The sequence below is a fragment of the Mucilaginibacter flavus genome (assembly GCF_030409315.1).
In the GTDB taxonomy this organism is placed as follows: domain Bacteria; phylum Bacteroidota; class Bacteroidia; order Sphingobacteriales; family Sphingobacteriaceae; genus Mucilaginibacter; species Mucilaginibacter flavus.
The window spans coordinates 101040-115554 of sequence record NZ_JAUFPS010000035.1 but is presented as its reverse complement, the minus strand read 5'-3'; the positions used below and the strand labels follow the sequence as shown (position 1 = coordinate 115554).

The window sequence follows — 14515 nt, the reverse complement described above, 5'->3', positions numbered from 1 at the left end:
AATGAAACTTAAAAGCTTTATACCCGCTACAACGGCGTTTTTATTAATCTCGGTTGCAGCATTAGCGCAAAAACAGCCGCTTACCCTGCACTATGATAAACCGGCATCGCGCTGGGAAGAAACCCTGCCCCTGGGTAATGGCCGTTTAGGGATGATGCCCGACGGTGGCGTAGCCCATGAAAAAATTGTGCTGAATGATATCACCTTATGGTCGGGCTCAGAACAGGACGCCAATAATTATGATGCCTACAAAAAACTGCCCGAAATTAAAGCGCTTTTACTGGCAGGTAAAAATGTGGAAGCACAGGCGCTTATTGATAAGGACTTTGTATGTAAAGGCCCGGGATCTGGCGGCAGGCAATGGGGTTGCTTTCAAACCCTCGGCGATTTGAATATCGACTTTGATTACAAAGGCGCTGATGCCGCAAAATTTGGAAATTACCAGCGCGAATTATCATTAGATAATGCCGTAGCCAAAAGCAATTACACCGTTAATGGCGTAACCTACAAACGTGAATATTTTACCAGTTTCGGCGATGATGTAGACATAATTCGCCTTACGGCAGATAAGCCACGTATGCTGAATTTAAGCATCGGTATAAATCGTGCCGAGCGATCCAAAACCAGCATTGTCGGCAACACGCTGCAAATGGAAGGTCGTTTAGATAATGGCACGGATGGCAATGGCATGCAATACATAGCCAACGTAAAAGCTAAATTAACGGGCGGTACATTAACTACCACCGATAATAGCCTGGTGATTAAGGATGCTACCGAAGTGATCATTTACGTATCGGCCACTACCGATTTCAGGAGTCCGGGCTTTAAAGCTAAAATGGAGCAGAATTTAGCTGCCGCCCTCAATAAACCTTACGCTTTGCAAAAGCAGCAGCACATAGCTAAGTTTCAAAAACTGTTTAACCGGGTAAGTATTAACCTGGGCGGTGCCGATGATAAAGAAACTACAGATCAACGCCTGGTAAGCTTTCACAAAGCACCCGCGGATGATAAAGGCTTACCGGTATTGTTTTATCAGTTTGGCCGCTACCTGAGCATTTGCAGTACGCGAGTTGGTTTATTACCACCAAACCTGCAAGGGCTTTGGGCCAACGAGGTGCATACACCCTGGAATGGCGATTACCATCTTGATGTTAACGTGCAGATGAACCATTTCCCGGTAGAGGTATCTAACCTGTCTGAACTGAACCTGCCTTTGGTTGAACTGGTGCGCGGTCTGCAAAAAAACGGCGAACGAACCGCTAAGGCTTATTATAATGCCGATGGCTGGGTGGCCCACGTAATTACCAACGTATGGGGATGGACCGAACCCGGCGAAAGCGCCTCCTGGGGCGTAACCAAAGCGGGTTCGGGCTGGTTATGCAGCAATATTTGGGATCATTACGCTTTCACCAACGATAAAAATTACCTGAAAAGCATTTACCCGATATTGAAAGGTTCGGCGCAATTTTACAGCAGTATTTTGGTGAAAGATCCTAAAAGTGGTTACATGGTAACAGCGCCATCATCATCGCCAGAGAATAGCTTTATGATGCCCGATGGCAGTGGTAACCACGCCAGTATCTGCATTGGCGCAACCATTGATAACCAGATTATGCGCGAGTTATTTACCAACGTAATCAGCGCCTCTAAAACGCTTGGTGTCGACGCGGATTTCAGAAAAGTTTTGGAAGCAAGACTAAAACAAATTCCACCGGCAGGCATCATCAGCAAAGATGGCCGCATACAGGAATGGCTGGAAGATTATCAACAAACCGACGAACATCACAGGCATATTTCGCACTTATATGGTGTTTACCCGGCATCAGAAATTACAGCCGATGGCACACCCGAACTGGCCGCTGCCGCTAAGAAAACCCTGGATGTACGCGGTGATGACGGCCCAAGCTGGTCGATAGCCTATAAGCTGTTGTTTTGGGCAAGATTGCACGATGGTAATCGCGCTTATAAACTGTTTACCGAAATCATGAAACCAACCACCAGCACAGGTATCAATTATGGTGCAGGTGGCGGTATCTATCCAAACCTGTTATCTGCCGGTCCGCCGTTCCAGATTGACGGAAACTTTGGTACCACAGCCGGTATTGCCGAAATGCTGATCCAGAGTCATGAAGGTTATATCAACCTCATCCCCGCCATCCCGGATAGCTGGAAACCCGCCGGCGAAGTAAAAGGTTTACGTGCCCGTGGTAATTTTACCGTTGATTTTAAATGGAAAGATGGCAAAGTAACCAGTTACAATGTTACCTCAACTACGCCACGTAAGGTTAAAATAAAAGTTAACGGTGTGATGAAGGAAGTAATGGCGCAGAAGGTGTAGGGGAGGGACGATAACAAAAAGCGCGGGCCCGTGCGAATCCCTCTTGAGAGGGACGGAGGGGTGTGTTATGCAAGCGATATTTGAACGCAGCATAACACACCCCTGCATACGCTTAGTCCCACGCGCCCTGCTCTCAAGAGGGGATTTGAAAAGCGACAAGCCCCGGAATAAGATAGGCTTTGTGCGAAAGACTTACGAAGTTTTTAAAACTTCGTAAGTCTGATATATAGCCCTAAATAATAAAAATGTCATTGCGAGGTACGAAGCAATCTCCAACCATACAGAGCGAAAAAGCAGAGCCGTTTTGCCTATGTAGAGATTGCTTCGTACCTCGCAATGACTATTGGTTGTTAAAAACAGACACAATAAATGAAGATACTTTTAAAACTCACATTCATCCTGCAAGTGGTAATGTTACCCCTCATTACCCTTGCATCCCCTCATAAACAAAGCACAACGGTTACCATTCCATATGGCAACGGTAACTCCATTGTTTACGATTTAAAAACCGGCGAGTACAATGTTTACAAAGGCAAAACCGCTATTTTTTCACATGTAAGTTCAACCTTTAAAATAAATAGCGTCACAGCATCTACCAAGGATAACTTAGTTAGAAAGTACAGCAAAAACACTATTGCCGACGGCTTTGGTAAAGGCGAAAAGCATGTGATTATCCTAACAGGTAATCATTTGCCCAAAACAGAGCAGGTGTTTTACACTTATCCCGGCAGGCAATTTTTCCTTACGCAGATTGTATTGTCAGGCAAAGGTCTCAGCAGCAATTCCATTATTCCATTTTCAGCCAATATTCCCGTGGTTACCGGCGATGCGCGCAGCATTTTTGTACCTTTTGATAATGATACTTTTATCCGTTACAATGCCAAGGAGTTTAAGGCGCCGTTTACCAATGTAAGTGCCGAGGTGGGCGCGATATATGATAATAATTCGCGCAATGGCTACGTGGTTGGCTCTGTTGAACACGAGGTTTGGAAAACAGGTATCCGCAGTGTATCAAAAGCCGATGTGGGCAATAAATTAGTAGCATGGGCCGGTTATACAGACCTAAGCGTAACCCGCGATCATATAGAACATGGTGAGATTAAAGGCAGTGTGGTGGCATCGCCTAAAATTTTTATTGGTTATTTTGACGATTGGCGCACCGGGATGGAAACATACGCCAAAGCCAACCGCATTGCCGAACCTCCCTTTGTTTTTAACTGGACAAAACCCACGCCCGTTGGTTGGAACAGCTGGGGCGTAATGCAGGAAAAACTTACCTACGAAAAAGCCACCAAAGTTGCCGATTTTTTCGCCGATAGTATCCCCGCTTTCCGCACCGGTAATACCGCTTTTATCGACCTGGATTCGTACTGGGATTTTATGCTGAAAGGCGGCCTGGAGGGCGATTACACCAGATTAAAGCAGTTTGCTGACTACTGCAAAAGCAAAGGCCTGCAACCCGGCGTATACTGGGCGCCGTTTACCGACTGGGGCTGGAAAGGCGGTCCCGACCGTAAAGTAGCTGGCACTCAATATAATTATGGCGAAACCTGGACAAAAGTTGGCACCGGCTACAACGATATTGATGGTGCCCGTGCGGTAGACCCTACACACCCAGCCACCCTGCAACACATCGACCTGGTGATAGGCAAGCTAAGAGAGTGTGGTTTTAAAATGATCAAGATAGATTTCCTGGGTCATGCCACTACCGAATCAACTCATTTTTATGATCCAACGGTAACTACCGGCATGCAGGCCTACCGCAAAGGGATGGAACATTTGATCGGTCAGTTAGGTGATCAGATGCTCATTTACGCGGCTATTTCGCCAAGTTTGGCCACCGGCAGATATGTGCACACACGCAGAATAGCCTGCGATGCTTTTAAAAGTATTGATAACACGCAATATACCCTAAACAGCGTTACCTACGGCTGGTGGCAAACTTATCTGTATAATTATATTGATGCCGATCATGTGGTACTTTCGACAGAAAGTGAAGGAACTAACAGGGCCAGGCTGCTTTCGGCGTTAATTACCGGCACATTTATTACGGGTGATGATTTTTCGGTACATGGGCCATGGAGTGATAGGGCCAAAGCCTGGTATCAAAATCCCGAGTTGTTAAAAGTTATTCAAAATGGGAAAGCCTTTAAACCCATAGAGGGAAATACCGGCGAAAATGCCTCAGAAATATTTACTCAAAAAATAGGGAATAGTATCTATATTGCCGTGTTTAATTATAGCAAAGAACCTAAAACTTTTGCCTTTCACGCACAGCGTTTAGGCCTTAGTGGTACCGCTTCTTATGAGTTGCATGAATTGTTGCAGGGTGATGTATTAGGCGGCACGCTTAGTTTTAAACTCGATGGCAGTGATGCTGCCTTATACAAATTAGATCTTAAAAAATAACCAATATCATAACCGTGAGAAGAACACAAAAAAAGCTGATCATGCCGGTTTGCCTTACTATGGCAAGCATGCTGGCAGCGGCAACAAGCTACGCGCAAACTGTAACTATCCCAGTTGAAACTCAAAACAACGCCCTGGTACTGCAAACCGATGGCGAAAAGAACCTGAAGATGGTTTACTTTGGCCATAAGCTGGGCAATGCCGGCGAATATCAAAGCATCCTGAGCCAGTACAAACAGGCCGATGATTCGGGCGTATTGAACGATGCTTATATGCCATCGGGTTCGGCAAGCCTTGCAGAACCGGCTATAACCGTTACCCATGCCGATGGCAATAAATCGCTTAACCTGGTATATGTAAGCCATAACGTTACCAAAATTGATGATGATATAAGTTTATTGACCGTCAACCTGAAAGATCCTGCTTATCCGTTTGAGGTTACTTTATATTACAAAACCTATTTTAAAGAAGATGTTACCGAACAATGGTCGGTTATTAAACATAATGAAAAGGGTTTGGTAACACTTAATAAATTTGCATCGGCCAACCTTAATTTAAAGGGCAGTGGCTTTTGGCTTAAACAATACCATGGCAACTGGGCCATGGAAATGCAGCCAGAGGAAGCCAAGCTAACCCACGGCATTAAAACCATTGATAGTAAATTAGGTACCCGTGCCAATTTGTATGAACACTCTATGTTTATGGTATCTATGGATCAGCCGGCTACCGAGGATGAAGGAAAAGTAATGCTGGGCGCGTTGGAATGGTCGGGCAATTTTAAAATCGACCTGGAATTGGATGTATCTAATAACCTGAGGGTAATCGCGGGCATCAACAACTCCGCGTCGGAATATCACCTTAAACCTGCCGAAGATTTTACTACCCCCGCTTTTGTTTACACCTACAGCGATCACGGTAAAGGCGATGCCAGCCGTAAGCTACAACGCTGGGCACGCAAATACAAAATTGTAAATGGCGAAGGCGACAGGTTAACGCTGCTCAACAACTGGGAAACTACCTACTTTGATTTTAACGAGGCCAAACTTGCCGACCTGATGAAGGACACCAAGAAGTTGGGCGTTGACATGTTTTTGCTGGATGACGGTTGGTTTGGCAACAGCCATCCCCGTAATGGCGATCACGCCGGCTTAGGCGATTGGCAGGAGAACAAACAAAAGCTGCCTAATGGTATAAGCTCCCTGGTTAAGGAAGCTACGAATAATGGCGTAAAGTTTGGCATCTGGATAGAACCTGAAATGGTTAACCCTGCCAGTGATTTGTACGTGAAGCATCCGGATTGGGTAATTAAACAACCTAATCGCCCTGAAAAATATTTCCGCAACCAGTTGGTACTTGATTTAACTAATCCGCAGGTGCAGGATTTTGTGTACGGTGTAGTTGATAATCTGTTCACTAAAAATCCAACCCTGGCTTATATTAAATGGGATTGCAACGCGGTGATTTATAACGCTTATTCGGCATATTTGAAGAAAGATCAATCACATTTGTACGTTGATTATGTGCGTGGCTTGTACAAGGTATTGGAAAGGGTACGTGCTAAATATCCGAAGGTTCCATTAATGCTATGTTCAGGCGGCGGCGGTCGTGTTGATTACGGCGCGTTAAAATACTTTACAGAGTTTTGGCCAAGCGATAATACCGAGCCTTTAGAAAGGGTATTTATCCAATGGGAATATTCCTTCTTTTATCCCGCCATCACCAGCAGTAACCACGTAACAGATTGGGGCAAGCAGCCACTAAAATTCCGTACTGATGTAGCTATGATGGGTAAATTAGGTTTCGACATTGTGGTGGGCCGTTTAAGCGAAAATGATTTGGCATATGTACACGGCGCACTTAAAAGCTACGATTATTTAAAAGACGCCATCTGGCACGGCGATCAATACCGTTTGCAAAGCCCCTGGGATAATGACGCGGCATCTATTATGTATGTAAATGATGGCAAATCAAAAGCGGTTATGTTTAATTATCTGGTGAATAACAGGTATGGTGCCGGTACTAAAGTACCCATCCGTTTAAAAGGTTTAGATCCGCAGAAAAAATACTCGCTTAAAGAGATTAACCTTTACCCGGGTAGCAATTCATCCATAGGTAATGATCTTACTTTTACGGGCGATTTCCTGATGACGGTAGGCATTAACCCCGATGTTAATAGCGGCCGCGCAAGCGTTGTAATTGAACTTGATGAGGTAAAATAACAAACCGATATTTAGTAAAGTAAGCCTGGGTGCCGCAAAGCATCCGGGCTTTTTTATGCGGATTGATTAAGGGATTATGAATAACATGTAACAACATTATTATGTAACATGTATGCAACAAGTTATAATTAATAATAGGTGGTATGTACTTTTATGGCAGCAGGTATTTAATGTCGGCTTAACAGTTTTATAAACTTATAAGCCCCATCACTTACCTGATAAACTGCCGCCTTACCCTATGAAAAAAACGCTACTCCTATTATTATCTGTTATTATGTTATCCAATATGGCCTATGCTCAAAACCGTCGGGGAGGTAATGGTAATGGCAACGGTAATTTTGGGCAACAGCGCAAGTCCCGTGATCAAAATGGACCGCTGCCTTTTAGAGAGGTTTTTGGGGTAGTTAAAGATACCGCTGGTAAAAAGCTGGAAGGCGCTACGGTAAAATTGGTTTCGGCGAAAGACAGTATGGTTACCAGTACCGGGCCAACAGGTAAATTTACCTTCAGGAGTGTAAAATCGGCAACGTTTGTAATTACGGTTACCAGTATTGGTTTTCAGCCGGTGGTGCGCAAGATGCTGAACAATGACGAGAGCAGGAGTTTGGAGCTTGATCCTTTTACATTAAAGCCGCAATCGCATATGTTGGGCGAGGTTGTTGTTAACGGCGAGCCGAGCATCACCTATAAAACCGATACCGTAGAATATCGCGCTAGCGATTACAAGGTACGCCCTAATGCTACTGTAGATGAGTTGATTAAAAAGATGGAGGGGGTAGAAGTAGCCAAAGATGGTACGGTAACTCACCAGGGACAGGCCGTAGTGAAGGCCCGTTTAAATGGTAAAGATTACATAGGCGGCGATGTTGCGCAGGCTATTCAAAACCTGCCGGCCGATATTGTTGAAAAAGTACAAATTATTGACGATTATGGCGACCAGGCCGCCCGCACCGGTATAAAAGATGGCGACCCGCAAAAGGTATTGAATATTACCACCCGGCCCGACAGATCTGTAGGGAATACCGGGCGTTTAACAACCGGGTTTGGCAGCGACGATAGGTTTGATAACCGCCTGTTTTTTCAGCGTATTAACGGTAACGAGCAAATTGGCGTTATTGGCAGCTTTGTAAATACCGTGAATGGCGTTACCGGTGGCACAGGCGGTGGCAGCGGCGGTACCACTAAAACAGGCGGCCCGAATGTGAGCTATCGTACTTACCTTAATAAAAAAATACAGATCAATACCAGCTATAACTATAATTTCAGGGATGTAAATTCCATCAATAAAAGTGATGGGCAACAGTTTAGTACATTGGGAACCACCAATTTTATCCGCAACAGCAATTCGCAAAACAACAATAAAACGCACAACGTAAATTTTGAGCTGGAGTATAATATTGATAGCGCCAACTATTTAAAAGTGACACCAAACTTCAGTTACTCGGGTGCAAATTCGTCAAATACATCGCAAAACTTTAAAACCGGTTTAATTCACCAGGATATTTCGGGAATAACCAAAAGCAACAACACTGTACCAAGCTATGGCGGCACGGTGTTTTACCAGCATTTGTTTAAAAAACCTAAACGTAACCTATCATTACAGGTAAGCTATACTCATTCTGATAATGAAACGGTTAATGAACAGGATAACAATATTATTTATTACCAGGATTCTACAGCAAATGTTTTGAAAGACTCATTGGTGCATCGTTACATCAGCCGTACCAACCTCAGCAAAAATTTCAGAACAAGTTTTACTTATGTAGAACCACTTAGCGATGTTTCGCAGTTGGAGTTTAATGCCCAGGTAAACTCGCGCAGTTATGATAACCAGGCTTATACTTATAATATTGATTCGGCAGGCAGGCGAACGTTGGTAGATTCATTGAGCAATGTTTTTAAATATTCCTTTACCGAAACCCGCCTGGCCCTTAATTATCGCATACAGGAAAAAAAATACAACCTATCTTTAGGCGTTACCGGGGTGCCCACCGTATTGGATGGCACCAAGATTAGCGGGGGCGTTGTATCAACCCACCGTAGCAATTTTAATTTAATCCCGATAGCTCGGTTTCAATATGTGTGGTCGAAGCAGGAGCGGTTTTCGGTAAACTATTCGGGTAGTCCGCAGGAGCCCTCATTTAACCAGATCCAACCGGTAAGGGACGAATCTAACCCGCAAAACCCGGTGGTAGGTAACCCTAATTTAAAGCCCTCTTTCCGCAACTCTATCAACTTTCAATACAATAATTACCTGGTCGATTCGAAGTTCAATGTATCGGGTAATGCTAACATCAGCTTCATCAAAAATCAGATAGTAACCAATACCGTGCAGATTGCCGATACTTTGGGCGCTTTGAAAAACGAAACCCATTACATCAATCTGAACGGCAGCTATACTATTGGTGGTAACTACAACATCAGCAAGCAGTTTGATGATAGGAAATACAACCTGTCGTTAAACGGAACCATCAATTACGGGCACGGGGTATCTATGAGTAACAATGTGCAAAGCTTTACCACCACCTGGCATTATAACGAACGTTTTGGTCCGCAGATTAATCCAAGCGAATCTGTGGAGGTTAATCCTTATGTATCTTATGATGTGGCTAAGTCGTTTTTCACGCTGCCACATTCTGTAAATACCAACATCCGCACTACGGCGCTGGCAATTGATGGTAAGTTTTACTTTTTAGAGGGGCGTACTGCCACCTTTGGTTATAATGCAAGTAAAAACTTTGTTAAAGGGGTATCTCAAAACCTAACCCGTAACCCGTTGGTGATTAACGCGTTTGTCGAGAAGCAATTTTTTAGAAAACGTAACCTCACCATAACCTTCCAGGTATTTGATATTTTAAAACAAAATAACTTTGTAAACCAGGTAACTACGGAAAACTCGGTAACTAATACACTCAGCAACGCCCAAAGCCGCTATTTTATGCTAAGCGCCAAGTTAAACCTCCAAAAATGGAGCGGTTCGCTAATGCGCCACGGCCAGCGGATGAAGAGGCGAGGGGATGGTAGTTTTATAGAGTAGGGGGCCCCTCTAAATCTCCCCTTCAGGGGAGACTTTTGATTTGTAAGATTTAATAACTTCTCAACTATTCTTTTAAAGTCCTCTCCTTTGGAGTGGATTTAGGTGAGGCTCTTATATCTTTATCAAATCCTGCTTTAAAGCGGCTATTACAAGGCCAGTTCGGGATTTGGTATCAAATTTCTGGAACAAGGCCTCGCGGTAGTTGTCAATAGTATGCGGACTTAAGTTCATGACGTCGGCTATTTGTTTGTAGGTAAGGTCGCTGCAACATAGTTCAAGAAATTTTAGTTCATTGGTATTAACCTCAACTTGCTGAGTTTTCAGCGGCTGGTTGTTTTGGATGTTGCGTAATAGTTTACCGCTTACAAGTTCATTAATGTAAAAGGATTGTTTGGCAATGCCGGTAATGGCGTCTATAAGGTCGCCTGCTTTTGATTGTTTAAGCATGTAGCCGCCGGCACCACTTTTAAGCATACCGATAATAGGTTTGTCTTCCTCAAACATGCTAAGGGCAAGTACCTTAACTTCGGGATAGTTTTGCTTAATCCATTTGGTGCTTTCGTAACCATCCATTAAAGGCATGGTTATATCCATTAATATTACTTCGGGGATTGGGTTTAAGGATATTTTTTTAATCATATCCTGGCCATTTTCGGCATCAAACAATACATTTATTTTGTCAGAATCAGTAAGCAGGCTGGCCAACCCTTGTCTGAAAAGCGTGTGATCGTCAACAATGGCAATATTAATTTTTTCGGGGTGCATGAATATCTAATAGGATATAGTTACAACAATTTCAGATCCGCTACCTATGGTTGAGGTTATTGAGGCTATACCACCTATCATTGCAGCACGTTTCGTTATATTGTGAAGCCCCATTCCTGTTTTGCGTTTCAATGTTTCCTCAACATTAAAGCCTGCCCCGTTATCACGAATGATTAACTTAAAGGCATTTTCAATCTGCTCTAAAGTTATAAAAATTTCTGTAGCACGGGCGTGCTGTATAATGTTATTTATAATCTCCTGGAACAGGCGAAAAACAATAGTTTCCTTGTCGCTATCACTACTGAAAGCGCCAAAATTTTCTTTTTCAAAGTGAATTTTAAACTTATCTGATCGTTTTAGCCATTCTAATTCAAACTCAATGGCAGCAGCAAGGCCACGGTTTACTAATTCCTCGGCATGCAACATCCGCGATAAGGCTTTTACTTCTTTGATAGATCGGTTGGTAAGGTCATCAATAAAGGCGAGTTTTTCGGCCGCCTTTTCTTTATTATCCAGGTTGATAGAGCTTAGGGTAATAGTGGTGATACTCAGTAATTGCCCAATATTATCATGAAGATCATAGGCGATGGTTTTAAGGGTTTGCTCCTGCACTTCAACCTGGGTTTTAAGCAGTTCATTTTCGTAGGTTTTTTGCAACAGTAGTTTCTCTTCCTGGTGTTTCTTTTTTTTACGGTTGTAAGAAACAATATAGATGATGAGAAATAGCGGCGCGATCAGGAAAATGAGGGACGTAAGCCCTATGAGGAAAATGATCTCCTCTGAAGATATCTGCATAAAAAAGCGTATGACCAAAAAGAGTATAATATCACATTCAACAGGTTAAATATATAATATCGGATAGAATGACCGTGTATAATGATGGCCGATTTAGCAAGATAATCAAAAAAAACGTTGCAGGCCGTGCTGCCAAAGTAAAAAAACAATACTCCGCTAATCCACCAAAAAGGTGCCGAAAACATGAGGGGTTCAAAATTCTCGTCCATCAGCTTCAAATAGTAAAAATACAAGCTGGCAAATACAAACACTACCGACATTATGGTGGCAGTTGTAGATACAAAGGTTGTGAAATGTGTGCTAAATAGTTCGGCAATAAACATTACTATAAAAGCGCAGTACCACACAATAAGCCATTTGCCCGTTTTTTTGTAAGGCTTGTATAAGTTGTAAAAGATGTAGCTGTTAATACCGCATTCAAATAATAAAAAAGCATTGTATAATGGATAGTTATATATATGAGCTATCCTGTTCATATACACGCCGGTAAACTCGGTTATACAGGTTAGCAGCAAGTAGGGGATAAACAGCTTCCAGGCCGGGTCTTTATCCTTTATTAAAAAGATAAGGGCGGCCAGGAAGCATATCAATTCAGAACCAGTATTTATAGTAATGAATATCATTTAGTTTTATTTAATTAAGGTTGCACCAATGCTGCTGCAGGTAACAGGAGGAGGGCATTGTTCACCGCGGTTTTCTGGCGGATTACCAATAATAAACCCTTCAGGGCCTCCGTTTTGACCAGGCTTTTTCTTTTTCTTGTAGTAATCTGCATGATAGGTTAAACTATCGCCCGCACCTACACTATCTTTTGTTGATACCATTACCAATGTATTATAACCCCAGTACTTTTTATCTGGTTTGTGGCCCCTGTAATCAATTTTGTACGTGCTATCATAGGTGGCAAGGTATAAGCGCACGCCATCCCCCCCTTCACGCCTTACCCTTTGAACAAGGCTATCCATGCGGGCTAAACTAAACCAGATGCAACGGCTGTTTGAATTTTTATGCTTGCCGCCTCTGCTATCTAAAGAATCAACGGTACCGGCATGTTTTTCATAGTTTTTTACATATCTAAGCGCCGTTTCGTACGTAAGGGTATCTACATTAATGGCACCCGGTGCCGCATCTGTTATGGCAGACTGTTGGTTTGGCTTACAAGAGCTAAAACCTATTGCAGCAACAACAAATGTAATCAGGGCTATTTTTATTGTCATGATAATTGTTTTTAAGTTGATTCGAAAATGCTTATTTAAATGCTGATACACAATTTATATCCCGCCTTTTTTTACCCCTAAATAAACCTGTTAAAAAAGCTGATTATACCCTGTTTTTGCTTTGTGTTTTAAAACTAACATTTGTTTAGCAAACGAAAGGTAACTAACAAGGCATTGGTATTTAAAGGAAAAATTATTCCCTCGTAAGATATCGTTAAATGTGCGAAAATATGTCCTATGTTAGGCACGGTGTACTTAAGGATCAGTTTAATTCATTGATAAGATATTTAATACGATAGGTTTGTAGTTAGTTGCTTTGGCCCTATGTTGATTCTTGGAATATTTTAAGAATAATATGGAGATTATATTTAATAACATATATTTACCAGAGAAGTAATCAAGTCAAATCCGTTGTAAACTTAATTAGCCTAAACCATCAAAGTGTGGAGTTGTACATTGGAGAAATCCGTAATTAGCGGTATCTGACTTTAAAGTCTCCGTTATATAACTAATATCAACTATAAATTTTGTTAAGTGTTAATGAAAATTGGTATCGTATCAAATTCTAAAATTTGCATGCCCCTGGTTTCTTATTTAGGGGATTATAATAAAGCAGGGGTTATACTGTATCTGGGTAAATCCCGCAGGCCAGATGTATCTGCTAACGAAATATTGGCGCTTTGCAGGACAAAAGGAATTGCTGTGCATACAGAAAGTAATGCGGCCGAAATTTATCAATGGCAGCAATTGCATACTCCGGATATTATCTTTTTTTCGGGTTACAGTTATAAGGTAGATGTGGAACAACTAAGTGGAGTTCCAAAAGGTATTTTCAATATACATTTTGGTAAACTGCCGCAATATAAGGGGCCTTCGCCTGTGTTTTGGCAGCTAAAAAATGGTGAACGCAGTATTGGACTGGCTATTCATGAAATGACAAATACGCTCGATAGTGGTCCGATAGTATGGGAACAAAATATCAATAACGAAGAATACCATACATACAATTATATAAATCAGATTTTTAGTGAGTTACAGGTTGGGGGAGTATTGTCTATAATTGAAAAAATAGCAACCAAACAAATAACGGATAAAATATCGCAGAACGCAACCGAAGCAAATTATTACAAAAGACCACAACTGGCAGATGTAATGATTAACTGGGATAAAATGGAAGCAAAAGTAATACTCGATTTAATTAAAGCGTGCAACTCCTGGAATAATGGAGCAATTACGCTCATAAATGGGTATGAACTAAAAATACTTGACGCAGAAAAAGGCGCAAACAAATTGACCAAAGAAACGCCGGGAAAAATCACCATAAGAGAACATGGTTTTAGTGTAGCCTGTATCAACGATGAGGTATTAAACATCAATTTTTTTAATATGAATAACACCTATATCCCGGCCCGGCATGCGGGGTTTTATGGTTTAAAAACAGGGCAAATCTTCATCAGTAAAATATAAGGGGATGCCTGGTAAAAAACTGATAATTAATTTATCATGAATTGTCTTTTGCTCTTGTTTACAATCTGTGGGTAAGGTAGCTGGGCGGGTTTATTGCGTTACCAATAACAAAGCCACAAACAATTTGTTGACACAGGGGGATTAAAATCAAAAGTCAAAGGACTTTCGATTTTATAAGCCAAAGACGAGAAGCATAACATACGCACGGACAAAGCCATTTGTATGTTATCCCTAAAGCTTCCCGTCTTTGGCTTTTGTGGTTTTTAGG

General features: G+C 42.2%; 9 protein-coding genes. 5 read left to right on the top strand and 4 right to left on the bottom strand.

Features of this window, described 5'->3' with window-relative positions; all coding sequences use genetic code 11:
- Position 1: 1 nt before the first annotated feature.
- From QWZ17_RS16465 to QWZ17_RS16450, 4 genes are all read left to right on the top strand, one after another.
- On the top strand, positions 2–2338 hold the full coding sequence (locus QWZ17_RS16465) for a glycoside hydrolase family 95 protein (RefSeq protein ID WP_290306370.1): 2337 nt from the start codon (positions 2–4) through the stop codon (positions 2336–2338).
- Positions 2339–2707: 369 nt separating this feature from the next.
- Entirely contained in the window at positions 2708–4747 is a 2040-nt protein-coding gene (locus QWZ17_RS16460; protein WP_290306369.1) for an alpha-galactosidase, read from the top strand.
- A 14-nt stretch (positions 4748–4761) separates the two neighbouring features.
- Positions 4762–6966 (top strand): alpha-galactosidase, encoded by a 2205-nt coding sequence (locus tag QWZ17_RS16455; RefSeq protein ID WP_290306368.1) that lies wholly within the window; start codon positions 4762–4764, stop codon positions 6964–6966.
- Between the two features lie 238 nt (positions 6967–7204).
- Entirely contained in the window at positions 7205–10003 is a 2799-nt protein-coding gene (locus tag QWZ17_RS16450) for an outer membrane beta-barrel protein (RefSeq protein ID WP_290306366.1), read from the top strand.
- Between the two features lie 111 nt (positions 10004–10114).
- Here the strand turns inward: QWZ17_RS16450 and QWZ17_RS16445 are convergent, their stop codons facing one another.
- Genes QWZ17_RS16445 through QWZ17_RS16430 form a run of 4 tightly spaced genes read right to left on the bottom strand, consistent with a single transcriptional unit; the run spans position 10115 to position 12780 of the window.
- Positions 10115–10768, bottom strand: coding sequence for a response regulator transcription factor (locus tag QWZ17_RS16445; protein WP_290306365.1), 654 nt, complete (start codon positions 10766–10768; stop codon positions 10115–10117).
- Between the two features lie 6 nt (positions 10769–10774).
- Positions 10775–11563 carry a sensor histidine kinase gene (locus QWZ17_RS16440; RefSeq protein WP_290306364.1) on the bottom strand — a complete coding sequence of 263 codons (789 nt, stop codon included), beginning with the start codon at positions 11561–11563 and terminating at the stop codon, positions 10775–10777.
- Positions 11527–12186 carry a hypothetical protein gene (locus tag QWZ17_RS16435; RefSeq protein WP_290306363.1) on the bottom strand — a complete coding sequence of 220 codons (660 nt, stop codon included), beginning with the start codon at positions 12184–12186 and terminating at the stop codon, positions 11527–11529. The genes QWZ17_RS16440 and QWZ17_RS16435 overlap by 37 nt, the downstream gene beginning before the upstream one ends.
- Positions 12187–12192: 6 nt before the next feature.
- Complete coding sequence (locus QWZ17_RS16430; protein WP_290306362.1) at positions 12193–12780, bottom strand: hypothetical protein; 588 nt, start codon at positions 12778–12780, stop codon at positions 12193–12195.
- A gap of 540 nt (positions 12781–13320) precedes the next feature.
- On the opposite strand from QWZ17_RS16430, the gene QWZ17_RS16425 reads away from it, so the two are divergent.
- Positions 13321–14247, top strand: a complete 927-nt coding sequence (locus tag QWZ17_RS16425) for a formyltransferase family protein (RefSeq protein ID WP_290306361.1) — start codon at positions 13321–13323, stop codon at positions 14245–14247.
- Positions 14248–14515 lie beyond the last annotated feature (268 nt).